This is a genomic window from Thermovibrio sp., assembly GCA_015488335.1.
Classification (GTDB): domain Bacteria; phylum Aquificota; class Aquificia; order Desulfurobacteriales; family Desulfurobacteriaceae; genus Balnearium.
This window is the reverse complement of record WFNZ01000052.1, coordinates 35,041-56,844: the sequence shown is the minus strand read 5'-3', so window position 1 is coordinate 56,844 and position 21,804 is coordinate 35,041. Positions and strand designations below refer to the sequence as shown.

Annotated in this window: 25 protein-coding genes; 9 read left to right on the top strand and 16 right to left on the bottom strand. The window is 46.5% G+C overall.

What is annotated here, in order from left to right:
* From F8H35_RS06540 to F8H35_RS06515, 6 genes are all read left to right on the top strand, one after another.
* The coding region (locus F8H35_RS06540) for a hypothetical protein (RefSeq protein WP_472572737.1) at window positions 1–516 on the top strand (516 nt) is incomplete at its 5' end.
* Window positions 516–1,103: a hypothetical protein gene (locus F8H35_RS06535; RefSeq protein WP_472572736.1), complete on the top strand. Its 588-nt coding sequence runs from the start codon at window positions 516–518 to the stop codon at window positions 1,101–1,103. The genes F8H35_RS06540 and F8H35_RS06535, both read left to right, overlap by 1 nt.
* A gap of 95 nt (window positions 1,104–1,198) precedes the next feature.
* A complete protein-coding gene (locus tag F8H35_RS06530) occupies window positions 1,199–1,822 on the top strand; it encodes a hypothetical protein (protein ID WP_472572735.1) in 624 nt (207 codons plus the stop codon).
* Window positions 1,819–3,261 (top strand): ribosome biogenesis GTPase Der, encoded by a 1,443-nt coding sequence (gene der, locus F8H35_RS06525; protein WP_472572734.1) that lies wholly within the window; start codon window positions 1,819–1,821, stop codon window positions 3,259–3,261. The genes F8H35_RS06530 and der overlap by 4 nt, the downstream gene beginning before the upstream one ends.
* Window positions 3,262–3,269: 8 nt before the next feature.
* A complete protein-coding gene (locus tag F8H35_RS06520; protein ID WP_472572733.1) occupies window positions 3,270–3,854 on the top strand; it encodes a flavodoxin family protein in 585 nt (194 codons plus the stop codon).
* On the top strand, window positions 3,851–4,576 hold the full coding sequence (locus F8H35_RS06515) for a DUF72 domain-containing protein (protein WP_472572732.1): 726 nt from the start codon (window positions 3,851–3,853) through the stop codon (window positions 4,574–4,576). The genes F8H35_RS06520 and F8H35_RS06515 overlap by 4 nt, the downstream gene beginning before the upstream one ends.
* On the opposite strand, the gene F8H35_RS06510 is transcribed toward F8H35_RS06515, so the two are convergent.
* The 9 genes from F8H35_RS06510 to sdhA all read right to left on the bottom strand — a co-directional run bounded on the left by F8H35_RS06510 (window position 4,544) and on the right by sdhA (window position 13,125).
* Window positions 4,544–5,344 (bottom strand): metal ABC transporter permease, encoded by an 801-nt coding sequence (locus F8H35_RS06510; protein ID WP_472572731.1) that lies wholly within the window; start codon window positions 5,342–5,344, stop codon window positions 4,544–4,546. The genes F8H35_RS06515 and F8H35_RS06510 overlap by 33 nt on opposite strands.
* A gap of 2 nt (window positions 5,345–5,346) precedes the next feature.
* Window positions 5,347–6,057, bottom strand: coding sequence for a phosphate signaling complex protein PhoU (phoU, locus tag F8H35_RS06505; protein WP_472572730.1), 711 nt, complete (start codon window positions 6,055–6,057; stop codon window positions 5,347–5,349).
* Window positions 6,058–6,519, bottom strand: a complete 462-nt coding sequence (locus tag F8H35_RS06500; protein ID WP_472572729.1) for a hypothetical protein — start codon at window positions 6,517–6,519, stop codon at window positions 6,058–6,060.
* Window positions 6,519–7,496 (bottom strand): NAD(P)H-dependent glycerol-3-phosphate dehydrogenase, encoded by a 978-nt coding sequence (locus tag F8H35_RS06495; RefSeq protein WP_472572728.1) that lies wholly within the window; start codon window positions 7,494–7,496, stop codon window positions 6,519–6,521. The genes F8H35_RS06500 and F8H35_RS06495 overlap by 1 nt, the downstream gene beginning before the upstream one ends.
* Window positions 7,493–7,837: a putative Se/S carrier protein gene (locus F8H35_RS06490; protein ID WP_472572727.1), complete on the bottom strand. Its 345-nt coding sequence runs from the start codon at window positions 7,835–7,837 to the stop codon at window positions 7,493–7,495. The genes F8H35_RS06495 and F8H35_RS06490 overlap by 4 nt, the downstream gene beginning before the upstream one ends.
* On the bottom strand, window positions 7,830–9,497 hold the full coding sequence (locus tag F8H35_RS06485) for a carbon starvation CstA family protein (protein ID WP_472572726.1): 1,668 nt from the start codon (window positions 9,495–9,497) through the stop codon (window positions 7,830–7,832). Before F8H35_RS06485 ends, F8H35_RS06490 begins: the two co-directional genes overlap by 8 nt.
* Before the next feature lie 94 nt (window positions 9,498–9,591).
* On the bottom strand, window positions 9,592–10,449 hold the full coding sequence (locus F8H35_RS06480; protein WP_472572725.1) for a CoB--CoM heterodisulfide reductase iron-sulfur subunit B family protein: 858 nt from the start codon (window positions 10,447–10,449) through the stop codon (window positions 9,592–9,594).
* Window positions 10,449–11,414: a succinate dehydrogenase/fumarate reductase iron-sulfur subunit gene (locus tag F8H35_RS06475; protein ID WP_472569457.1), complete on the bottom strand. Its 966-nt coding sequence runs from the start codon at window positions 11,412–11,414 to the stop codon at window positions 10,449–10,451. The genes F8H35_RS06480 and F8H35_RS06475 overlap by 1 nt, the downstream gene beginning before the upstream one ends.
* A 10-nt stretch (window positions 11,415–11,424) precedes the next feature.
* Window positions 11,425–13,125 carry a succinate dehydrogenase flavoprotein subunit gene (sdhA, locus tag F8H35_RS06470; protein ID WP_472572724.1) on the bottom strand — a complete coding sequence of 567 codons (1,701 nt, stop codon included), beginning with the start codon at window positions 13,123–13,125 and terminating at the stop codon, window positions 11,425–11,427.
* Between the two features lie 192 nt (window positions 13,126–13,317).
* Between sdhA and F8H35_RS06465 the strand changes: the two genes are divergently transcribed.
* Genes F8H35_RS06465 through F8H35_RS06455 form a run of 3 tightly spaced genes read left to right on the top strand, consistent with a single transcriptional unit; the run spans window position 13,318 to window position 16,992 of the window.
* Window positions 13,318–15,018: an FAD-binding protein gene (locus tag F8H35_RS06465; protein WP_472572723.1), complete on the top strand. Its 1,701-nt coding sequence runs from the start codon at window positions 13,318–13,320 to the stop codon at window positions 15,016–15,018.
* Window positions 15,019–15,028: 10 nt separating this feature from the next.
* Window positions 15,029–16,144 carry a succinate dehydrogenase/fumarate reductase iron-sulfur subunit gene (locus F8H35_RS06460; protein WP_472572722.1) on the top strand — a complete coding sequence of 372 codons (1,116 nt, stop codon included), beginning with the start codon at window positions 15,029–15,031 and terminating at the stop codon, window positions 16,142–16,144.
* Window positions 16,144–16,992 carry a CoB--CoM heterodisulfide reductase iron-sulfur subunit B family protein gene (locus tag F8H35_RS06455; RefSeq protein WP_472572721.1) on the top strand — a complete coding sequence of 283 codons (849 nt, stop codon included), beginning with the start codon at window positions 16,144–16,146 and terminating at the stop codon, window positions 16,990–16,992. Before F8H35_RS06460 ends, F8H35_RS06455 begins: the two co-directional genes overlap by 1 nt.
* Window positions 16,993–17,005: 13 nt before the next feature.
* Here F8H35_RS06455 and F8H35_RS06450 read toward each other — a convergent pair whose 3' ends face one another.
* The 7 genes from F8H35_RS06450 to F8H35_RS06420 are packed head-to-tail and all read right to left on the bottom strand — an operon-like array spanning window position 17,006 to window position 21,763.
* Window positions 17,006–17,671 carry an endonuclease III domain-containing protein gene (locus F8H35_RS06450; protein WP_472572720.1) on the bottom strand — a complete coding sequence of 222 codons (666 nt, stop codon included), beginning with the start codon at window positions 17,669–17,671 and terminating at the stop codon, window positions 17,006–17,008.
* Complete coding sequence (locus F8H35_RS06445; protein ID WP_472572719.1) at window positions 17,671–18,345, bottom strand: uracil-DNA glycosylase; 675 nt, start codon at window positions 18,343–18,345, stop codon at window positions 17,671–17,673. The genes F8H35_RS06450 and F8H35_RS06445 overlap by 1 nt, the downstream gene beginning before the upstream one ends.
* Window positions 18,332–19,150 carry a diaminopimelate epimerase gene (gene dapF / locus F8H35_RS06440; RefSeq protein ID WP_472572718.1) on the bottom strand — a complete coding sequence of 273 codons (819 nt, stop codon included), beginning with the start codon at window positions 19,148–19,150 and terminating at the stop codon, window positions 18,332–18,334. Before dapF ends, F8H35_RS06445 begins: the two co-directional genes overlap by 14 nt.
* 14 nt (window positions 19,151–19,164) lie before the next feature.
* On the bottom strand, window positions 19,165–20,751 hold the full coding sequence (locus tag F8H35_RS06435) for an AMP-dependent synthetase/ligase (RefSeq protein WP_472572717.1): 1,587 nt from the start codon (window positions 20,749–20,751) through the stop codon (window positions 19,165–19,167).
* 9 nt (window positions 20,752–20,760) lie between these two features.
* On the bottom strand, window positions 20,761–21,048 hold the full coding sequence (locus tag F8H35_RS06430) for an RNA-binding S4 domain-containing protein (protein WP_472572716.1): 288 nt from the start codon (window positions 21,046–21,048) through the stop codon (window positions 20,761–20,763).
* On the bottom strand, window positions 20,990–21,292 hold the full coding sequence (locus tag F8H35_RS06425; RefSeq protein WP_472572715.1) for a lipopolysaccharide assembly protein LapA domain-containing protein: 303 nt from the start codon (window positions 21,290–21,292) through the stop codon (window positions 20,990–20,992). Before F8H35_RS06425 ends, F8H35_RS06430 begins: the two co-directional genes overlap by 59 nt.
* 9 nt (window positions 21,293–21,301) lie before the next feature.
* The gene (locus tag F8H35_RS06420; protein WP_472572714.1) at window positions 21,302–21,763 is read right to left on the bottom strand and encodes a DUF4149 domain-containing protein; all 462 of its coding nucleotides are present in this window, start codon (window positions 21,761–21,763) and stop codon (window positions 21,302–21,304) included.
* Between the last annotated feature and the right edge of the window lie 41 nt (window positions 21,764–21,804).

Here is a 21,804-nt window from a genome sequence, read left to right as displayed (position 1 = left end):
GATAGTAGGAGGGACGAGATGAAAAGACCTGCAAATATTCTTATTTTAATTTCTGTTATTGCCCTGATTCTCGGCTGGGGAATTGGAAGTTTCTTCACGCAGAGAACAGTAGCAAAGGTTGTGGCGTCCATTCCGGCCTCTCCAATTGTTATTGACGCCCACTACAACAGGGAGAAACACTCCATCACCTACTCAATCCTCAACCCTGGCGGAGTTCCCCTTACAATAGTTGACGAGTCTTTCGTTTTCACCCCCGGAAAGAACAGCAAGGAGCAGGGATACATTGTCTCACACGTTCCAGTCCACGCAGTTTTACCGCCGGGAGTGGTAACAAGGGTTGAGCTTAAGCTGAAGGCCGGAACTGAGAAGCTCCAGATTGGAGATGCAGTTCTTGCAACGTTCACCTATGTTCACCCGCTATCTCCAGACCTCTACACGGTTGCCCATCCGTTCAAGTTGGGGGTAGGGGGTAAGAACGTAGCACAGCAGAAAAAAGGGATTAAGGGAGGTAAGTAATGCAACGGGTTCTATGGTGGATAGTATTTGGAATTTTTATAGCTGTAATTGTTCTGGGAATATTCCTATTCAGCTTAGTTATTGCCGCACACCCTGAAGCTGCAGCTTTCGTTATTGGATTCTTAGGCTTCTGGCTCTTTGCCAACAGACTCATCTTCGGCTACGGTGGAATTGCAAACGCAGCTAAGGCCTTTTTAGATGGGGAAATTCCCGATAAGTCTGAAATCGCGCAGAAGATAACCAAAAGCCCTGAAGCTGCACAGCTCCAGAAACTTGAGGATTTAAGCGTTGCAGCTCTCCTCTCCATGTGGCTCAGCTCTTTAGAGCCCTTTAAATACGCCTACTACTTAGGGTTCTTCCTGGTCTTCCTCATTGCCGCCCTCTTTGAGCTGAACATCATCTCTTCCATAGTGATAGGACCAATAGCCGAAGCTGTAACCCTTGGAGCTGCTATCCCAACACTCCTTGTTTGGGGACTGGAGCTCCTTGCCAGTTACTACGTAGGGCAGGCACTTATGAAGGCCGTTAAAGAGGTTGAAACAGAAACTCCCGAAGCAGGTTCACAGGAAAGCCAGCAAAACCAGTAATTCCATAAACTTTTAACTCAGGGGGAGGGCTAATGCCTTCCCCCTTTTCTTTTTGTGGTTAAATTTTCTGTGAAACCAAAGAAGGAGGAGGAGAGATGGAGGACTTCATCAGCAGGAACTACAGGTACGATTTCTCAATGTGCAGCGAACCCATTGAGCTTGTTGCAGACGACTACGATATGAACGAGTTTTTTGAGAGGCTCATAGGCCTTTTAGAGCCTGCTCCTGAAGAGGGAGAAAGGGTTGAGTGTCCCTACTGCGGAGCTCCCCTCATGGTCATTTACCCAGACAGGTTAGAGGAGACAGAACAGGAAGTCTACTTAGGAGAGGAAGAGGAACCTTTAGTTGACCTTATAGAGATGGTTGAGGAACTTGCAAAGGAGAGGAAGTTCAGAACCGTTATAGATGCAAGGGAGCTCTACGGGGAGTGCAGGAAGTGTGGGAACACCTACGCTGCTTTAAGGTTTGTGATTCCAACAACTAAGAACTTTGATTCCGTAGATGAGCTGAGGAGTTTCCTGAAAAGGGCAAAAGAGGAGGGAGAGAGGGAGTACTACTTCAGGGAGCTCCCCGACGTTGCATTCCTGGGAACCCGCTACCTATACGACGGAGAGGAGATCTGGGAGGTTGAGACTCTTCCCTTTGCCTTTGACGAGAACGTTGAGTTCACCTGCGTATTTAAGAAGCTCTACGACATGGTAATGGCGGAGGAGGTATGAGAAGACTCCCCGTTGTTGCGATAGTTGGAAGGCCTAACGTCGGCAAGTCTTCACTCTTCAACAGGCTACTTGGGAAGAAGGTGGCCATAATAGACGACACTGCAGGAGTAACCAGAGACAGAATCGTTCAGGAGGCAGATTTAGACGACCATACCGTTTTACTCGTTGACACAGGGGGAGTTGATACAACGGGAAGGGTCCACGAGTTTGCAAAAGAGACGACAGAGCAGGCCAAAAGGGCAATGGACGAGGCCGACGTAATCGTTTTCGTAGTTGACGGAAAAGAGGGGGTAACTCCGTTAGACGAGGAAGTTGCAAGGATTCTGAGGAAGTGGAAAAAGCCAGTAATTGTGGCCGTTAACAAGGTTGACGAACCCTTTATGGAAGACCTTATCTACGACTTCTACAGGCTCGGCTTTGAAGAGGTTATTCCCATCTCTGCAATCCACAAGATAGGAATTCCAACGTTAATAGAAAAGATACTGGAAAAGCTCCCTGAGGAGCTGAAGGAGGCGGCAAGGAGGGAATACGAGAAGAAGGAAAGGAGGGAGAAGGCCGAAAGGCTCATCTCCGGAGAGGAAACGGAGGAGCTCCACAAGCTCTCAGAAGACCTTGCAGCCGGAAAGGAGTATGAGATAGAGGAAGAGGAGAAAGAGCCCATAAAGGTTGCAATAGTTGGAAGGCCCAACATGGGCAAATCCACACTTCTTAACGCCCTTGTAGGAGAGGAGAGGGCAATAGTCAGCGACGTTCCGGGAACAACGAGGGACGCAATAGACACCTACGTAAAGATAGGAGACGACGAGTTCATCTTCATAGACACCGCCGGAATAAGGCGGAGAGGGAAGATAAAGGACATTGAATACTACTCGTATCTTCGGGCTTTAGACGCAATAGACAGGGCAGACGTTGTCGTTCTTTTAGTTGATGCGGAAGAAGGGCCAACAGATAGAGACGCAAAAATCGCCGGAATAGCCCTTGAGAAGTTCAAGCCCATAATCATTGCAGTAAACAAAATTGATAAGCTGAAGAGCGAGAAGGACTGGGAAAGAATACACAGAGAGCTGGACTTAACATTTGACTTTATTCCTTACGCTCCAAGGGTCTTCATCTCTGCGAAGGAGAGGAAAGGACTAAAAGAGCTCCTCAAGCAGATAAAAGACGTTTACAGGCAGTATACGAAGAAGGTAAGAACGGGTGAGTTCAACAGGGTTCTCCAGAAGCTGATGGAGATCCACCAGCCCCCTGTTTACAAGAATAAGATTGTCAAAATCTACTACGGAACACAGGTAAAGACGAAACCGCCAACGTTCCTGCTCTTCTCAAACTACCCTGAGGGGATACCAAAGTCTTTCAGGCGGTTTTTAGAGAACAGGATAAGAGAGGCATTCGGGTTCAACAAAATACCCATCAGAATCGTCTTTAAGAAGAGGAGTTAGGAGGGAAGATGAAAGTTCTGGGGATAAACGGATCACACAGGAAAGGGTCAACACTCATCCTTTTAGAGGAAGCCTTTAAAGAGCTTGAGGGTTTTGAGACTGAGATCATCTCCCTCTCAGACTACGTCCTTGAGTACTGTAAGGTCTGTAACGCCTGTAAGAGGAACGGCGGAATCTGTGTAGTTAAAGATGGATATGAAGAGATAGCTCAGAAGATGAAGGAGGCCGACGCTATAGTTATCGGTTCTCCTGTCTACTTCGGTTCAATTACGGGAATGTTGAAGACCCTGTTTGACAGGTCAAGGACTTTAAGGGTTAACTGGGAGCTGAAGGACAAGGTCTGTGCCGCAATTGCCGTTGGGGCAACAAAGCACGGCGGTCAGGAACACACGCTTCAGGCAATCCACGCCTGGGCACTCATCCACGGAATGATCTTAGTTTCAGACTCAGACCCAACGGCACACTTTGGGTGCGCGGCTGTTGCAAAGCAGGTAGACGACCAGTTTGAGATTGACGAGTGGGGTTTAAAAACGGCAAGGAGCGTTGGGAAGAGGGTAAGGGAGGTTCTGAACCTTATTAAGGGAAGCCGTTGATAGTTCTTGGAACAAGCGGCTTCTTCTACAGGGACTGGAAGGGCGTTTTTTACCCGGAAGACTTGCCTATGAGCCAGTGGCTCCTCTACTACGCAGAGCACTTCAACGGATTAGAAGTTAACTCAACGTTCTACAGGCTTCCCGTTAAGTCCTCAATCAGAAACTACCGTAAAGTTCCGCTTAAGTTTGTTTTCAAGCTCTACAGGGGAATAACCCACTACAGAAAGCTGACGGAAGAGAACGTTAGGCCTTTCCTTACTGTAAAGGAAATACTGAAAGAGAACTTGGTCTGCCTTTTGGGTCAGTTTCCAAAGAGCTTCTCCTACAGCGAGAAGAACCTTGAGTTTCTCAACAGAACAGTTGAAAATTTCAGGAAAGAGGAAATTGACGTAGCAGTGGAGCTCCGCAGCCCCACCTGGAAAGAACACCTCAGTGAGGTTGAAACAACAGTTGTCTGTTCAGACTCTCCAGAGAGTTTAGGGTGGCTGAAGGGGTGTAAAGAAACGGAAAAACTTTCATACTTCAGGTTTCACGGAAGAGAGCGTTTATACAGGAGCTCCTACACCGAAGAAGAGCTTAAAGAGATTGCAGAGAGGATAGAAAGGAGCTCCTCAGAGGTCAAGTGCGTCTTCTTCAACAACACGGTAGGGGGAACTGGAGCCCTAAACGCACTGAAGCTGAAGGAACTCTTAGGACTTAACGGCGGAAAAAAGAAAGATTAAGAAAGAGACCAGCGTAATGGTAGCTCCTGAGGGGGCATCTAATGCAAACGAGGTGAGCATTCCTAAGAAACCTGAAAGGACTCCAAAGAGAAGGGAAAGGGTGAAATACTGGCCGTAGCTTTTAGAGAACCTGAAGGCGGAGGCTGAGGGGACAACAAGGAGTGAGAAAACCAGGAGAGCTCCCACCGCCTTAAGGGAGAAGGTAACGACGGCGGCAACGAGAAGGTTCATCAAAAACGTTATCAGCTCAACCCTGTAGCCTGAGGCCTTTGCAATCTCCTCGCTGAAAGTAATCAGGTATATCTCCCGCCAGAGGAAGGTGAAAAAGAGGGAAACCAGAACGGTTAGAAATAGTAGAACTAAAAGATCTTGAGTTTCAACAGATAGCGGGCTTCCAAAGAGGTATGAAAGGACGGAAGCGCCGTAGGTGTTTGAAAGGCTTAAGAAAAGAACTGCCAGTGCCATACTGGTTGCAAAGAGAACTCCCATCCCAACGTCAAAGTGGAGACCTTTCCTGCTTAGATACCAGATAACAGCAGCGGCAGAAAGGGTAAATAGAAGAGCTGTTAAAATGGGAGAGAGACCAATTAGAAAGCCGAAGGCAACCCCTGAAAAGGCAACGTGGGCAAGGCCAGCCCCGGCAAAGCTCATTTTCCTTAAAACTACGTATGAGCCAACGGCAGAGCAGACAAAACCGGTAAGAATAGAGGCTAAGAGAGCTCTAACTCCAAAGTCGTAGCTTAAAAAGAGAAAAGGGTTTGAGACCATTTCTATCCTTCAGAGGAGCCTTCAGCCTCTTTTTCCTTAAGTTTCTTAAGGTATTCCTGAGCCTTTTTGTGCTTAACAACGTCTCCCGTTTTGTAGTAGATGGCATACTCGGCAATGTTTGTTGCGTGGTCTCCCACCCTTTCCAAAGACTTAACAACAAGTATGAGCCTTACCGCAATCGCTGCGTTTTCAGGGTTCTTCTGGGAAATCTCAACAAGCTCGTCAAAGAGCCTCTCGTAGAAGCTGTCAACAATATCGTCTTTGTCTATTACTTCTTTTGCAAGCTCAACGTCTCCTCTCAAAAGTGCCATAACCGAGTCTTTAAGCATCTCAGAAACTATCTTAAGCATTCTGGGAAGGTCAACGTAGGGCTTTATGGGTGGAACTTCAGAGAGCCTTATGGCCGTTTCGCAGATATCCCTTGCAAGGTCTCCCACTCTCTCAAGGTCAACAATACTCTTTAAGATAGAAACAACAAACCTTAAGTCTGCAGCCTCAGGGGAGTAGAGGGCAAGAATCCGAACGCATCTCTCCTCAATCTCCAGCTCTTTTATGTCTATGAGCCTGTCAAACTGATAGGTGGCCTTGGCCTTTTCCTTATCCCTCTCCATGAGGGCTTCCATTGCGTCGTTTATTATCTTTTTGGCCATGTCGGCCATCTCTATAAAGCTCTTCTTCAGCTCGTCAAGGTCTGCTATGTAACGCTCTATCATTTACCCCTCCATCTGGTGGTAGAGTGCAGAGATTAAAACGTCTAAGGCCAATTCTACTTTTTCTTCTCTTAACAGTTTCTTAAAAGTTGAGAGCTCCTTCAGTATTTCATCGGCAAGGAAGAGCAGATCTTCAAATCCCTCAGGTTCATTAGCCCTGTAGTAAACAAGCCTTTTCAGGAAGGGAATCAGGTAGTTCTGGGATATGTAAAAGAAGGCTTCTCTCTTTTCCTCAGGTATAGGTTTCTCAAGGAGGCATTCAAGGTATGAGAGCTTCTCCTCTTCAGGATAGCCAAGGAGGGAGTTCCTAACGGAGGAGACAAACTGGCGGAGCTCCTCCTTCTTCGTCCTCACCCTGAACTCCCTATCAGCCTTCCACTGGGGAAGTATCCCCTCTATGAACCTCTTTGCCTCTTCCTCAAAGGGAAAAAACTCATCCTCTCTTCCAAAGTTGCAGCATCCCATTAAAGTGTCTCCTCTTTTACCGGCCTTGAGAGGAGCTCCCTCATAACCTCATCGGGGTTCCTCTTTTCATAGATAATCTTATAGACGGCCTGAGAGATCGGCATCTCCAAAGAGAGTTTCCTGGCAAGGTTAACAACGGCCTTCACCGTATGGACACCCTCAACAACCTGCTTTCCGTCAAAGTCTTCACCTCTGGCAACCAAAAGCCCAAACTGCCTGTTCCTTGAAAGGTCTCCAGTGCAGGTGAGAACAAGGTCTCCAACACCTGAAAGGCCGTAAAATGTCTCTTCCCTTGCTCCAAGGGCTCTCCCAAGCCTCTTTATCTCGTGAAGCCCCCTTGTTATGAGGGCCGCCCTTGCGTTGTTCCCAAGGCCCATCCCGTCTGAAATTCCCGTTGCTATGGCTATCACGTTCTTGAGAGCTCCCCCGAGCTCCACTCCGAGAACGTCAGAAGAGGCGTAGAGTCTGAAAGAGGAAGTGTTGAGAGTCTTAACCATCTCAAGAGCTCTCTCTGAACTCCTGTTTGCAACAACAGCGGCGGCAGGCAGGCCGGAGGCTATCTCCTTTGCAAATGTAGGCCCTGAAAGGACGTAGTAGTTTTCAAGTGAACCAAAAATCTCCTCAAACCTCTGAGAAAGGGTCTTTAGAGTCTTAACCTCTATCCCCTTACTTGCGCAGATTAAGGGTCTGGAAGCTATTAAACCCTTGTGCTCTTCCCAGAAAGAGGGAGTAAACTGGGCAGGGATAACGGAAAAGACAACATCTGCCTCTGAAACCGCTTCCTTAACCGAATCTGTAGCCACAACAGTTTCAGGATACCTAAAACCTTTCAGGAAAACAGGATTCTCCCTCTCCCTGTTTATAGACTCTATCACATCCGTCTCACGGCACCACTGGAAAACCTCAAAACCGTTTCTGCCAAAGTGGACAGCAAGGGCAGAACCCCAGCTTCCAGAGCCTAAAACGGCCAGCTTCACTTCTTCACCTCTACAAATCTATCCTCTTCTCTCTTAAAAACTCCGGAAACGAGGACTCCCTTCTCCTTGAAGAACTTGAGCAGTCTATCAAGGTCTTCTTCCCTGACTAGAACCCCAACGCCGCACCCTTCAAATATCTCATCGGGAATGGGAATAGAAACAGCCTTAAAGTCCTTCAGGAGCTTCTCAGCCTTGAGCCCTTCAGGGATAGAGGGAAAAGCTATGCAGTATTCATACTTCTTAAAAAGCCCTGTAGCCCTTAAGAAATACTCTTTTGCGTGGAGCCTCACCCCCGTTGCGATGAAAAAGAGTTTCTCGCCAAAACTCTTAGCCTCAGCCATTACTCTCCTCTTTAAGCTTTTTAAGAGCTAAAAAGCCCTCGTAGAATATCCAGAGGGCAAGGAAAACCTGAACAAGGGCAGCAATTCCTATAACTGTAAATTTCCACTTAACAAAGAGCATAACAAGTGCCCAAACGGTGATAACGGCCATAAAGAGGGACGGAATTCCCGTAACGAACCAGTATTTACCCTTTCCGGTCTTTATCATCCAGACCATAACGACGAAAAGGGAAAGGGCAGCAATCAGCTGATTTGTAGCCCCAAAAACAGGCCAGAGGGCCTTCCAGACGGGAAGGAGCTTTCCGGTGGCAGGATCTCTATACTTGAGAAAGACGAGGAAAGCTGGAATGATGAGTGAAACGCCGGTGGCAACAAACCTGTTTGTTATTCCTGTAAGCTCTGTGAAAACGTACCTTGCGAGCCTCGTTCCCGTATCTGTGCTGGTTAGAACAAAGGAGGAGAGGGCAAGCATTCCAAAGGCAACTCCAATCTTCTCAGGAATTCCCAGAACTGCCATAAACCTTCCAACTCCTGTTCCGTAAATAGCTGCAACGTTTTTCTTGAGGATGTGAAACTCAGGAACTGTAAGGATGAGAACGAAAATAACAGACATAACAGCAACCAGACCTTCTAAGAGCATTGCTCCGTAGCCAACGGGAAGGGCATCTGTCTCCTTATCAAGCTGTTTAGAGGTTGTTCCAGAGCCAACTAAAGAGTGGAAGCCGGATATTGAACCGCAGGCTATAACAACGAAGAGGAGCGGAACTAAAGGCCCTATATCGCTGTTAAAACCTAAGTAGGCAGGAATGTGGGGCTGGAAATTACCGAAGGAGAGGAGAATTCCAAGGCCTGCACCTATAACAGCACCGTAGAGGAGGAAGCTTGAGAGGTAGTCTCTGGGCTGGAGGAGTATCCAGACGGGAGTTACTGAGGCAACAGCAACGTAGATGAGGAGGATGATGTTCCAGACTGCCGGAGAGAGGTTTATGGGAAAGAGTTGACCGATATAAACGGCAATGTAGACAAGGACAACGAAAATGACAGTAGCCCACTTAAGGGAAAGACCAAATCTGTAGACAGAAATTCCGAAGAGAACGGCCAGAAAGATGTAGATAACTGCAGAGGTTGCAACTCCTCCACCAATGGGAAGGAGAGAGACAACTTTGCCGCCTTCAACCAACGGAACCTTAGCATTGAAAGTTATCTGGGCAACATTTATAAAAACGGCAACCACGTAGAGGAGGGCAAGCCAGATGAAGAGTTTAAAAAGGAAACCGGCCCTTTTTGATAGGTATCTGCCCCCAATCTCTGCAATTGACTTTGCCATGTTCCGAACGGAGGCGACAATTGAGCTCATATCGTGGACGCCGCCTATGAAGACGTTTCCGATTAGAACCCACAGGTAGGCAGGAAGCCATCCCCAAGAGGAAGCTGCAGTTATTGGGCCAACTATCGGCCCTGCACCGGCAATAGAGGAGAAGTGGTGGCCTAAGAGGACTGGTGCTGGAGCAGGGACGTAGTCCACACCGTCTCTTAGCTCGTGGGCAGGCGTTCTGGCATCTTTCTTCAAGCCAAAGACCTTATCCCTTAAAAACCGTCCGTATGTGAAGTAGGCTATTAACAGAACAACCGCAGCGATAACGAAGAGGAGAGTAACCATTCTTCCCTCCGTTTTAAAGGGTAAGGTAATTATCCTACAAAAAGGCGGGAATCAGAGATAGTTAAATGAAAGGGAGGGGAGCTCCCTCTCCCAATCAGTAGTTTACAGGAACGATATTCCTGTGAAGTCCCAGTTTCTTAGGTTCAATTCCAAGGGCCAATCCAACAAGCTGTGGAACGTGAAGAACTGGTAACTTAAAGCTCTCTCCTACTTCCTTTAGTGCCCTTGACTGGTTTGCGTCAAGGTTCATGTGGCAGAGAGGACAGGGAGTTGTCATACAGTTTGCTCCGTTTCTTCTGGCGTCTAAAAGGTTTAAACCGGTTAACTTCATACTCATTTTTGGAGCAGGCCAGAAGGCGTGGAAACCGCAACACTCAAGTCTCCTCTCCCCGGAAACGGGCTCAGCTCCAAGGGCTTTTATAATCTTCTCCAAAGACTGAGGGTTCTCTGAAGGCTCAAAACCTAAAATACTCTCAGGCCTTACAGTGTGGCAGCCGTAGTAGGGATAGACCTTTAAGTTAGAAAGCGGCTTAACAACCCTTTTTCTAAGCCCCTCCTCTCCGAACTCCTCTAAAAGAACCCAGTGGAAGTGTTTAACGTCAACAGTCCCCTTATACTCAAGGCCAGCTTCAGAAAGAATTTCGTTCACCTCTTCTTTCAGATCTTCATCGTTATCAAGTAAATACTTGGTCTTCCTCAGGACTAAAAGGCAGGTGCTACAAACGGTCACTATGTCCAGACCTTCCTTTTCTGCGTATGCAAGGTTCCTTGCATTAACGGCAAGGTCAACGGCTTCTTTAACCTCTTCTAAAACCCCAGCACCGCAACAGCTGAACTGTGGAAGTTCAACAAGCTCTATTCCAAGCTTCTCTGCAACGGCAATAGTTGACTCGTAAAGCTCTTTAGAAGCCCCCTTAGCAGCACATCCCGGATAAAAGGCGTATCTACCCATCACTCCACCTCCATAGCGGCCTTCATCACCTTAATAAGTGTTTCGTGCTCTCCAATCGGCTTCATAACCGGCGAGTGGGCTTTCCCTCTGAGGATCATCTTTATTCCAACAGGCAGGTTCTCAAGAACTCCCTTGATTCCTTTAGTTCTAAGGGGAAGAAGAACCTCGTTGAGCATACCGGACTCAAGTAGGGATTTGTAGAAGGCCATAACGTGCCTTGCTCCTGGGTTGTCTTTCAGGCCAACATCTATGGAAAGACCTCTCAACTTCATAATCCCATCAACGGGAGAGATGTGTTTGGGACAGACGTCTGCACACTTGTTGCAACGAACACAGTTCCACATATCAAAGGCGTAGCCAATTTTTGACCTTTCAGCCTTCAGGGCGTCCCTAGGATCAACTGCAAACCTGTAAACCCTCGCAAGCTGGAACGGTCCACCGTAGTTCTCGTCAATCTGAGTGGCCGTACAGGAGGAGAAACAAGAAGTGCAGAGAATACAGTCTGTGAAGGAGTCAAACTTCTTAAGTTCGTTGGGATAAACTCTACTCTCCTCGTCTAAGGTTTTTGGAACAACCTCAGGGTCTGGAACCAACCAGGGCTTCATCTCTTCCATTCTCTTAAAGGGCTTATCCCAGTCAACAATCAGGTCTCTTATAATCTCCATGTTATCAAGGGGTTCAAGTGTTAAGGTATCCGTTCCAAACTTGTCAAGCTCGTTGAAAATCTGGGTTTTGCAGGCAAGTTTTGGGAAACCGTTTACCTTAACGGCACAGGAGCCGCAGATTGCGCTCCTGCAGAAAGCCCTGAAAGCAAGGGTTGGATCTTGAGTATCCTTTATCTGTTGAAGGGCCTCAAGAACCGTCATACCCTTTGGAACAGTTAACTTATACTCCTGAAAGTAAGGCTTTTCGTCCTTTTTAGGGTTAAAACGCTTTATTCTGAAAAGAACCTCTCTCTTCTCCATTCTATCCCCCTTAATACTTCCTCTCCTCTGGCTGGTATTTGGTGATTACGACGGGCTTCCATGAGAGGCGGAGCTCCCCATCCTCTCCTCTCTCAACAACTGAGTGTTTCAGGAAGTTTTCATCGTCCCTTTTAGGGTAGTCCGTCCTGTAGTGAGCTCCCCTGCTCTCCTTTCTCTCCAGAGCCGGAAGAACTATCGTTTCGGCAATCTCAACAAGGTTTAAAAACTCTAAGGTCTGCTGTAGATTCGTGTTAAAGGTCCTCTCCCCATCGTAAACCTTAACGTGTTTAGCCCTTTCCTTAATCTCCCTTACCTTCTCAAGGGCTTCTTTCATTTTCTTCTCTTCCCTGAAAATGCCGGCGCCATAGCTCATAACGTCACTAAGCTCACTCCTCAGATCTACCAGCTTCTCTTTTCCGTCTGAAGAAAACAGACTGTCAATCCTCTCCTCTTCCCTCTTAACTTCAGATTCATCAAAGGGAGCAAAACCAATTTCTGAAACATAGTTAATGGCATCCTCGCCAGAGAGTTTCCCGAAAACAACTATGTCAAGGAGTGAGTTCCCACCAAGTCTATTTGCACCGTGGACGGAGATGCAGGCACACTCACCTGCAGCGTAAAGCCCTTTAATCGGGGTTCTTCCCAGCTTATCTGCATCAATCCCACCCATTGAGTAGTGGGCAGTCGGCCGAACGGGAATGGGTTCCTCTATAGGATCAACACCTTCAAAGTCAATGGCCAGCTCCCTTATCTGAGGAAGCCTCTCAAGAATCTTCTTCCTTCCAAGGTGCCTCAAGTCAAGGTAGACAAACTCGTTTCCCTCATCATCTCTAAATCCCCTTCCCTCCATTATCTCCGTCTCTATAGCCCTTGAAACCATATCCCTCGGAGCAAGCTCCATCTTTTCAGGAGCATACTTTTTCATAAACCTTTCACCTTTATTGTTAATCAGGTAACCGCCCTCTCCACGGGCACCCTCAGTAACGAGAATACCCGTCCTCCTCAAACCTGTCGGGTGAAACTGGACAAACTCCATATCTTTCAGAGGCAAACCGGCCCTTAAAACGGCAGCTGTTCCGTCTCCAGTATTTCCAAGGGCATTAGAAGTTCTATTCCAGTAAACCCTTGCGTGACCGCCTGTCGCCAGAATTACAGCCTTTGCACGAATGCCGTGAATCTCTCCACTCCTCAAATCCATTGCTACAACGCCAGAAACCCTTTCTCCGTTATGGACAATAGAAAGGAGAAACCACTCGTTAAGAAACTTCACTCCGTTTTTCAAACACTGCTCATAGAGGGTCTGGAGCATAACGTGACCTGTCTTATCGGCAGCGTAACACGTTCTCGGAAAGGAAGCTCCACCGAACGGCCTTTGCGCAATTCTCCCATCTTTGAGTCTTGAGAATGGAAGACCCATGTGCTCCATTTCCCTTATGATTTTTGGAGCCATTTCACACATTAGCTCAACAGCATCCTGATCAGCTAAAAAGTCGCTACCTTTCACTGTGTCGTAGGCGTGTTTCTCAGGGCTATCTGGAGCAACGTTTCCAAGGGCGGCGTTTATACCACCCTGGGCAGCCCCCGTGTGTGACCGGGTAGGATAAACCTTAGAGAGAACAGCTACAGACAACCCTTTCCTTTTACTCGTTTCAAGGGCAGCGTAAAGACCGGCACCCCCAGCCCCAACGATTAAAATGTCAAACTGAAGCATAGATCCTCCTTGCTTTATGAAATTTCTTTAATTCTTTTATTGCCTTTGAAAAATTATAGAAAACACGCGAAAAACAGAATTTTCAACGGATAAATCGTTCCAGTTTAACTATTTGTAAAAATTTTGTAAAATTTTAAGAAGCTCTTAATTTTCATAAAATGCTTATAACTTTATCTTCCGGAGGTTTCATATATGGTAGAGCTTGACTACGACATAGTAATCGTAGGAGGCGGTGGAGCCGGTCTATACGCAGCTCTCTGGGCGGCGGAGAATACGATACTAAAAGTGGCCGTTATGACAAAGGTATACCCCACCCGTTCCCATACCGGAGCTGCAGAGGGTGGAATTAACGCCGTTTTAACCCACTCAGTTGGAGACAGCCCCGAAGCCCACGCCTACGATACGGTAAAGGGTAGCGACTTCTTGGCAGATCAGGACGCCGTTGACATAATGTGCAAAATGGGGGCCGCCGTTATATACGACATAGCCCACAGGGGTGTTCCATTTTCAAGGCGGCCAGACGGAAGGATTGCCCAGAGGCCGTTCGGTGGAGCTTCTTTCCCAAGAACCTGCTACGCTGCTGACAAAACAGGCTTCTACATACTCCAGACCCTCTACGAACAGTGCCTCAAGAACAACGTAACATTTTTAAACGAGTGGTTCCTCCTCTCAATAATCCACAACGGCGAAAGGGTAGAGGGAATAACGGCCTGGGACATAAGGAACGGCGGTGTTCACCTCATAAAGACTAAAGCGGTAATCCTGGCAACAGGTGGACATGCAAGGGTTTACTGGAATAGAACTTCAAACGCCCTTGGAAACACTGGAGACGGAACCGCCGCCGCTCTAAGAGCAGGTTTACCGCTTAAGGATATGGAGTTTATCCAGTTTCACCCAACGGGACTTGCAAAAACGGGAATTCTGGTCACTGAAGGTGCCCGCGGAGAGGGCGGATACTTAAGGAACAAAGACGGCGAGCGTTTTATGAAGAGGTATGCTCCTGAGAAGATGGAGCTTGCCCCAAGAGACATTGTTGCAAGGGCTATTCAGACGGAGATAGACGAGGGAAGGGGATGTGGACCAAACGGCGACTACATCTGTTTAGACCTTACCCATTTAGGAGAAGAGAAGATAAACGAAAGGCTCCCACAGACAAGGGAACACGCAATCCTCTACGAGGGGGTTGACCCGGTTAAGGAGCCGATTCCCATTGCCCCAACTGCCCACTACTCAATGGGTGGGATTGATGCAGATAAGCTGGGAAGAACCCCGATTAAAGGGCTTTACGCTGCAGGTGAGTGTGCCTGCATCTCCGTCCACGGTGCAAACAGGTTAGGCGGCAATTCCCTACTTGACGTTCTCGTTTACGGAAGGCTTACAGCCCTTGAGGCAGTTAAATATGCAGATGAAGCTCCAGAAACAAACCCGTCTGTTGCAAAGGCAAAAGACGATGAAAAGAGAATACTGGAGCTTATGGAAGCAGATGGAAAAGAAAAGGTTGCCGACTTAAGGAAAGAGTTGGGCAACGTTATGATGAAGCACTTTGGCGTCTTCAGAGAAGAGAAGTCTATGAGAGAAGGGCTTGAGAAAGTGATGGAGATTAAGGAAAGGGCCAAACACGTTAAGGTTTACGATACCAGCAAGAAGTTCAACACAGACCTGATAACAGCACTTGAATTCTTAAACCTCGTTGACCTGGCTCCAGCCATTGCCGTTCCTGCAATTGAGAGGAAAGAGAGCAGGGGGGCTCACGCGAGGAAGGACTACCCAAAGAGGGACGATAAGAACTTCCTGAAACACTCTGTTGTTAAGTTAAAAGAGGATGGAACCTACGAGCTCTCCTGGAAGCCGGTAACGATTACAAAGTTCCCACCAGAGGAAAGGAAGTATTAAGGAGGAAGCTATGGAAACTGCCGTTCTACAGGTTTTCAGATACGACCCTGAAAAAGATCAAGCTCCTTACTACAAGGAGTATGAGGTTCCTGTAGAGGGAACGCTCCTCAATGCCCTGTTGTATATAAAGGACAACTTAGACCCAACCCTCGCCTTCAGGGCTTTCTGCAGGAGTGAGGTGTGCGGCTCCTGTTCAATGAAGGTTAACGGGAAGACAAAACTCGCCTGTAAAACTCCTATGAAAGAGTTAGTTGAGACCTGGAAGGGAAAACCTTTAAGGATAGAACCTTTAAACCACATGAAGGTTATCAAGGACTTAGTTGTTGATATAGACAAGCCGATAGAGAAGATGAAAACCCTTATTCCCTGGTTGGTTCCAGACCCGAGGGTTGTTCCCACAGACCCGATGCACGAGAGCATCATTTATCCGGAAGAGATGGAGGCCTACAAAGACCAGATTCACTGTATGCTCTGCTTTTCATGTTACTCAGCCTGTGAGGCTGTTGCAGACAACGAGAGATACAGGGGACCATTTGCCTTTTCCAAGGCCTACAGGTTCCAGGTTGACAGGAGGGACATAGAAACAGCCAAAGAAAAGAGAATCAGGTATGCAATCTCAGGAGGTCTCTGGAGCTGTGTTCAGTGTCAGAAGTGCCTTTACGTATGTCCCAAAGGGGTTAAACCTGCAGAGGACATACAGAACTTAAGAGGACAGGCCGTTAAGAAAGGGTTTACAGACAAGCCGGGAGCCAAGAAGCTCAAGCACTTCGTTGACTGGATCTACGCTACAGGTCAGATAAACAGACTCTACCTGCCAGAAGAGGTTTACGGGAATAAGGAAGCAAGGGAGAAACTTACAAAAGCCTACACTGAAATGGGAGTTGAGGTCTGGGAGGTTCCAAAGCCTACAAAAGGTCTTATGAAGTTCAGGGATATCTACCTTGAGATTCTATCCAAGGAAGACAAGGCGTTAGACCTTGACTACTCCCACGTCCGTAAGATTGACAAGATGGTAAGCGATATCTTCAAGGCAGACATCTGCACAATCGTTGACAAAGCCCACGAGGAGGGCAGGAGTTCACGGGGGTTAATCTCTAAGTTGAAAGGTCTTTTAGGAGGTCAGTAATGGTTAAAGTTGGCTTTTACCAGGGCTGCTGCTTTCAGGGGCAGGATGCCCACATGTTTGAGACGATGAAGGAGATGTTCAAGCGGATAGACGTTGACGTTGTTCTTTTAGAGGAGACAACCTGCTGCGGCGGGAACACGATTGACGAGGAGAACAGGAAGCTCTCTTACGCAATAAATGCAAGGAACATTGCCCTTGCAGAGAAAGAAGGCCTTGATATGCTTGTTTCGTGCAATACCTGTTATATGGTAATAGCAAAGGCAAAAAGGGCTCTTGATACGAACAAAAAGCTCAGGGACGAGATAAACGAGCTCCTTAAAGAGGAAGGGCTGGAGTATAAAGGAACGAGCAAAATATACCATCTTTTAGACTTCTTCAGAGATGTTGTCGGTTATGAGAAGATAAAACAGGCCGTTAAAAGGCCTTTAAAGGGGTGGAAAGTTGCCGCCTACTACGGCTGCCACGTTCTCTACCCGAAAGAGATTGCCGTTGACAACAGCGACAACCCATCATCTCTACAGGAGATATTAAAAGCCCTTGGAGCAGAAGTTATTGATGACTATGAAGGGAAGGATGCCTGTTGCGGATACCACTCTTTCTTCACAGATAAATCAATGACTCTGAAAAAGCTGAACAGGATTTTAGGCGGAGTTAAGAAAGTCGGAGCTGACATAGTAGCCACTCCCTGCCCATTGTGTTTTAAATCTTTTGATATCTACCAGACAAACATGGAAAACCCGCCAAGGGTTCCATCTTCTTTCCTGCCGGAGATTATGGCTTACGCATTCGGGATTGATAAGGATAAGTCTGGCCTTTCCCACCACCTGATTAAGGTAGAGAAGGAGTAGGAGCTCCCCGCTCCTACTTTTCCTCTTTAGTTTCTTTCTTTTCTCTATAATACCCACAAAGGTCTTTCAGAGGGCACTTTTCACACTCAGGCTTCCTGGCCTTGCAGATCGTTCTTCCAAGTCTTATGAGGTTGTAGTGGAAAACTCTGTTGAACTCTCCGTCAAAATGGCTCTCCATAAACTCTGAAATCCTGTCCTTATCCCAGTTTTCCGGAAAAATTCCGAGCCTCTTTAAAACCCTGTAACAGTGGGTATCTATGGGAAATGTGTTCTTGTTGAAGGCAAAGGTGAGAATTACCCTTGCAGTTTTTGAACCGATATACGGAAAAGAGGTAAGGAGTTTTATGGCCTCTTTTGCAGGGAGCTCCCTCAACCTCTTCTCAACTTCAGGCCATTTTGAAATCAGCTCTTTAAGGGCCTTTGACTTCTGATTGAACATACCACAGGGGCGAATCGCCAGAATTAACTTCTCTAAGGGGAGCTCCCCCACCTTAAGCAGGTTCCCGTTTGTAACTTTCTTCAGGTTCTCAAGGCACTTCTCTGCATTCCTATCGGTGGTGTTCTGGCTCAAAACAGTAAAGACCGCCTGCCCAACAGGGTTTCTACCGGGCTTATAGGGAACCGGAAAGAGCTCACTTAACCGTCTATAAATCTCCCTTATGAGGGAAACCCTGTCCATCAGATGAGACCTGCTATCCTTAGGGCATTCTCAAGGTCTTTCTGAAACTCAGGTTCCCCTCTCCTGTTCCTGAGAAGGTAGGCAGGGTGGAAGGTGGGAATTACAACTATCTCTTTGCCGTTAACGGTTATCTTCTGTTCCTTCCCTCTGATTTTTGAAATAGGAGTCTTCTCTGGAAGGTTGAGAACGGTCCTTGCAGCAAAGGCTCCCAAACAGAGAATTACCTTAGGGGAAATTAACTCAATCTGCTTTTCAAGGAATGGATAACAGGAAGCTATCTCATCCGGTGCCGGGTTCCGGTTTCCGGGAGGCCTGCACTTTACAACGTTCGTTATGTAAACTCTGTCCCTTGAAACGCCGTAAAGGTTTAAAAAACGTGTAAGGAGCTGACCGGCCCTTCCAACAAATGGCCTTCCCTGTAAGTCTTCCTGCTCCCCTGGAGCTTCACCTATAAACATAAGGTTTGTTCTCGGGTCTCCCTCACCGAAAACGACGTTGGTTCTCGTCTTACAGAGCCTGCACCTGCAACAGCTCTTTGCCTCTTCTTCAACCTTTTTAAGCTCTGAAACAGGGTCAAAGCTTTCCATCCCCAACTCTCCGGTTTTCTCTGGAACTCTTACTTCATCATAGCCAATGAGGTTCAGAAACTCAACAAACTTTTTAACCCTTTCCACTCAGAACCTCGTCTCTCACAACTCCATCGTAAACCCAGGTTGTGGGCCCTTCAAGGTAAACTTCTCTGAAGTCTTCACCAAAGTAAACCTTCAACCTCTCTCCCGTTGACACTTCAATTTCCACAGGAGATTTCAGGCCAAACACTTTAGCGGCAACGAGAGCTGAAGCTACCGCTCCAGTTCCACAGGCAAGGGTTTCTCCCTCAACTCCCCTCTCGTAGGTTCTGACCAGAACTTTGCCCAGATGAACTTCAACGAAGTTAACGTTTGCCCCCTTTGGAGAAAAGAGCTCCGAGAACCGAACTTTCCTTCCGACACTTTCTACATCAACGTCTTCTAACCTGTTAACAAAAATAACTGCGTGTGGAACACCGGTATTAATAAAGTGAACGGTTAATCCTTCAACTTTCAGGTTCAGTCTCAAATCGGAAGGGGGAGTTAACTTAACTTTAACGTTCCTTCCCTTAACTTCAGCCTCCACTATTCCCGCTTCTGTTTCAACTGTCATCTTCTCTGGTGCTATTCCCTCTTCATAGGCGAAACGGGCAACGCACCTCATACCGTTTCCACACATCTCTGCAGTTGAGCCGTCTGAGTTGAAAAAACGCCACTTAAAGTTTGCAACGGAAGAGTCCTCTATCAGGATGAGGCCATCTGCTCCAACCCCCGTCCGCCTTGAACAGAGAAGCCTCACAACCTGTTCCTGGGGGAGAGTCTCTGAGAACTTCTCAAAACTGCTGGAAAGGTTGTTAATTACGATAAAGTCGTTCCCCGTTCCCTGGATTTTCGCGAATTTCAGTTTCATCTTTTTCCCCAAATCTATTCAATCTCCTCCCAGAGGTCGGGAAGCATAAACCTCCTCAGTTTCCCTATTCTCGTTCGGGGGAGCTCCCTATCAACTAACTTAAATTCCTTTATTTTTTTGTACGGCTGAAATCCTTTCATCAGTCTGTTGATCTCTTTCTTTATGAAGCTCTTAACATCTTCAATTCCTTCCTCAACCAAAAGCTCAAAATCAGGTCTTATAATAGCCTTCAATTTTCCTTCATGAAAGAAAACGCCTACCTCTAAAATGTAAGGGCTTTTCAACAGCTCTATCTCTATATCCTCCGGGTAAACATTCTTTCCACTTTCAAGGACTATTACTTCTTTAGCCCTTCCGGTAATATGAATGAAACCCTCTTCATCAATATACCCCAGATCTCCGGTATAGAACCAGCCGTCCTTTATCACTTTTTTGGTTTCTTCAGGTTTATTGTAATAACCTTTCATTACGTTGTCACCCCTTACCACTATTTCCCCAGACTCCGTCACTCTAACCTCTACGCCGTCAACAGGAACTCCCGCAGTTCCTATTTTCTTCTTATCAGGCCTGTTCACAGAAATAAGTGGAGAGGTCTCGGTAAGACCATAGCCTTCCAAAATGTTGAACCCCATAGCTTCCATATCACGCCACACATCTTCACTGAGCTTTGCTCCTCCACTTATCATAAAACGGAGATGCTGACCAACTTTTTTATGAACCTCTGAGAAGAACTTTCTCCTGACAAAGCGGGGAACACCCTTCCTGAAAGCTCTGAGAGATCCCTCAACAACCTTCCTCTTCAAGGGTGGAAGCTTCTTAATCTCAGCCATTATATTGTGGTGAATCACGTGATAAAGCTTTGGCACTCCAACCATAATAGTAACTTTTTGGTCATTAACAGTTGAAAGGATATCTGCAGGAGTAAGTTTCTCAATAAAAATGAGGGGAATTTTGAGAGTAACTGGCAGAACTGCCGTTGCCATCAAAGGATACGTATGGTGAAACGGAAGGATTGCAACAAACCGGTCTTCTTCACTCAGGAACTTTAAATTCTCAACGGCTTCAATGTTATGGTTCAGGTTTTTCAGAGTAAGCATCACGCCTTTGGGATTTCCAGTAGTTCCAGAAGTGTAGAGAATAAGGATTACATCTTCTAAGTTTCTCTTTTTAAAAGTTATTTTTCCGGTATCTCTTAAGTTCTCTGAATCAACGTTCAAAACCTTAACATGGTATCCTAACTTTGAGACAGCTCTCTCTGCAATCTCCCTGTTGTTACTGCTGGTTATAAGAAACCTTGGTTGAGAATCCTTCAAAATGTTAAACAGCTCTTCTTCTGTAAGAAGATAATCTACCGGAACAGCTATTCCACCAGAGAAAAGAACCGCAAAGAGAGAGCTTATCCATTCAGGCCTGTTCTCCATAAAAATGACCACTCTGTCTTCGGGGGAGAGCTCCCTCATCCATCTCTGCAAACAGGAAATCTGATTCCCAAATTCCCTGAACGTAATCGGAGTATACCTTCCACCCTTCTTATCTACCAGTATCTCTCTACCGGGAAACTCCTGAATATTCTCAAAAACCCTCTCAAGAAACGTCCCCATAGCGTCCCCTCATATCAGATCTATTATGTCTCTGATGTCTTTCTTCCGGTCTTCAAGGATCTGGCAAAGTTCCTTAGCTTCTCTTTTTGAAACATTCTTCCTTTTCGGAACTTTTAGAACCTTCACCTTTAAAAATCGGGTCAGAGTATCTATCTCAACAACGTCTCCCTCTCTCACTTCCCTTGAAGGCTTAGCAGACTGGCCGTTAACTTTAACGGCACCCGAATCGCAGAGTTCCTTAGCTACGCTCCTCCTCTTTACTATCCTTGCTACCTTCAGGAACTGATCTATCCTCAACCCGTTTCTCCTTTTTCCTCATCTTAGAAGGAAGGGAAAATATCTTAAGGATAAGAGAGAGAAAACCGGCAGTAAGAAAGCCGGATAGAAATGAAAAAACTATAACAACAAAGAGCTTTGTTTTAAATTCACCTAAAAAGGGAATTGTTACATTAACATCCTGAAAGTTTTGAAGGGCAAAGAGGGTAACCCCAACAACAATTACAGCCACAAGAACTGCATAAAAATTCTGCTTTAGCGTCATCTCTAACCTCTAAAAGGTTAAATAGAGAGAGGTTATTCCAATAACCATAAGACCTAAAACCACATTAATACCGTTTAAGGCCATAGAAACTGCATGGAGTTTTAAGAATCTATCGTAGTAAGAACGGTCGTTACTCCTGTAAAACTCAGCCTTTAAAAGGCCAGCTTTGGGAACAATGAGCAGGCCGTTCACAAAGTTAAGAAGGTTCATAACCAGAAGCAAAAACAGATTTACTGAGGCAATCAGAGTCATATTCTCCTTAACGAGCAGGTAGAAAGAAATAAGGGCAAGAAGACCGAAGATGTAACCAAGGCCAAAGTATTTCGGGAATACCGCTCCTGTATACTTTCCCGCTTCCTCTTTCTTTAATACCTTGAATGCTAAAGGAGCCCCAACGGCTGTGAAGAAAAAGAGAGCTCCCACCCAAAGGGATACAGAATACAGGTAGAGGGACTTTAATATCAAAAGCATTTTTCATCTCCTTCCGGCTTTATAAGTTAGAAAGGGATTTT

Excerpts from the sequence above, each read along its gene's own strand:
- F8H35_RS06465 (WP_472572723.1), top strand. The coding sequence starts at position 13,318 with ATGGTAGAGCTTGACTACGACATAGTAATCGTAGGAGGCGGTGGAGCC.
- dapF (WP_472572718.1), bottom strand. The coding sequence starts at position 19,150 with ATGAAACTGAAATTCGCGAAAATCCAGGGAACGGGGAACGACTTTATC.
- F8H35_RS06530 (WP_472572735.1), top strand. The coding sequence starts at position 1,199 with ATGGAGGACTTCATCAGCAGGAACTACAGGTACGATTTCTCAATGTGC.
- sdhA (WP_472572724.1), bottom strand. The coding sequence starts at position 13,125 with ATGCTTCAGTTTGACATTTTAATCGTTGGGGCTGGGGGTGCCGGTCTT.
- F8H35_RS06535 (WP_472572736.1), top strand. The coding sequence starts at position 516 with ATGCAACGGGTTCTATGGTGGATAGTATTTGGAATTTTTATAGCTGTA.
- F8H35_RS06435 (WP_472572717.1), bottom strand. The coding sequence starts at position 20,751 with ATGGGGACGTTTCTTGAGAGGGTTTTTGAGAATATTCAGGAGTTTCCC.
- F8H35_RS06425 (WP_472572715.1), bottom strand. The coding sequence starts at position 21,292 with ATGACGCTAAAGCAGAATTTTTATGCAGTTCTTGTGGCTGTAATTGTT.
- F8H35_RS06475 (WP_472569457.1), bottom strand. The coding sequence starts at position 11,414 with ATGGAGAAGAGAGAGGTTCTTTTCAGAATAAAGCGTTTTAACCCTAAA.
- F8H35_RS06480 (WP_472572725.1), bottom strand. The coding sequence starts at position 10,449 with ATGGGTAGATACGCCTTTTATCCGGGATGTGCTGCTAAGGGGGCTTCT.
- F8H35_RS06450 (WP_472572720.1), bottom strand. The coding sequence starts at position 17,671 with ATGGACAGGGTTTCCCTCATAAGGGAGATTTATAGACGGTTAAGTGAG.
- F8H35_RS06490 (WP_472572727.1), bottom strand. The coding sequence starts at position 7,837 with ATGGCTGAGGCTAAGAGTTTTGGCGAGAAACTCTTTTTCATCGCAACG.
- F8H35_RS06460 (WP_472572722.1), top strand. The coding sequence starts at position 15,029 with ATGGAAACTGCCGTTCTACAGGTTTTCAGATACGACCCTGAAAAAGAT.
- F8H35_RS06485 (WP_472572726.1), bottom strand. The coding sequence starts at position 9,497 with ATGGTTACTCTCCTCTTCGTTATCGCTGCGGTTGTTCTGTTAATAGCC.
- F8H35_RS06520 (WP_472572733.1), top strand. The coding sequence starts at position 3,270 with ATGAAAGTTCTGGGGATAAACGGATCACACAGGAAAGGGTCAACACTC.
- F8H35_RS06500 (WP_472572729.1), bottom strand. The coding sequence starts at position 6,519 with ATGGGATGCTGCAACTTTGGAAGAGAGGATGAGTTTTTTCCCTTTGAG.
- F8H35_RS06420 (WP_472572714.1), bottom strand. The coding sequence starts at position 21,763 with ATGCTTTTGATATTAAAGTCCCTCTACCTGTATTCTGTATCCCTTTGG.
- der (WP_472572734.1), top strand. The coding sequence starts at position 1,819 with ATGAGAAGACTCCCCGTTGTTGCGATAGTTGGAAGGCCTAACGTCGGC.
- phoU (WP_472572730.1), bottom strand. The coding sequence starts at position 6,057 with ATGATAGAGCGTTACATAGCAGACCTTGACGAGCTGAAGAAGAGCTTT.
- F8H35_RS06510 (WP_472572731.1), bottom strand. The coding sequence starts at position 5,344 with ATGGTCTCAAACCCTTTTCTCTTTTTAAGCTACGACTTTGGAGTTAGA.
- F8H35_RS06455 (WP_472572721.1), top strand. The coding sequence starts at position 16,144 with ATGGTTAAAGTTGGCTTTTACCAGGGCTGCTGCTTTCAGGGGCAGGAT.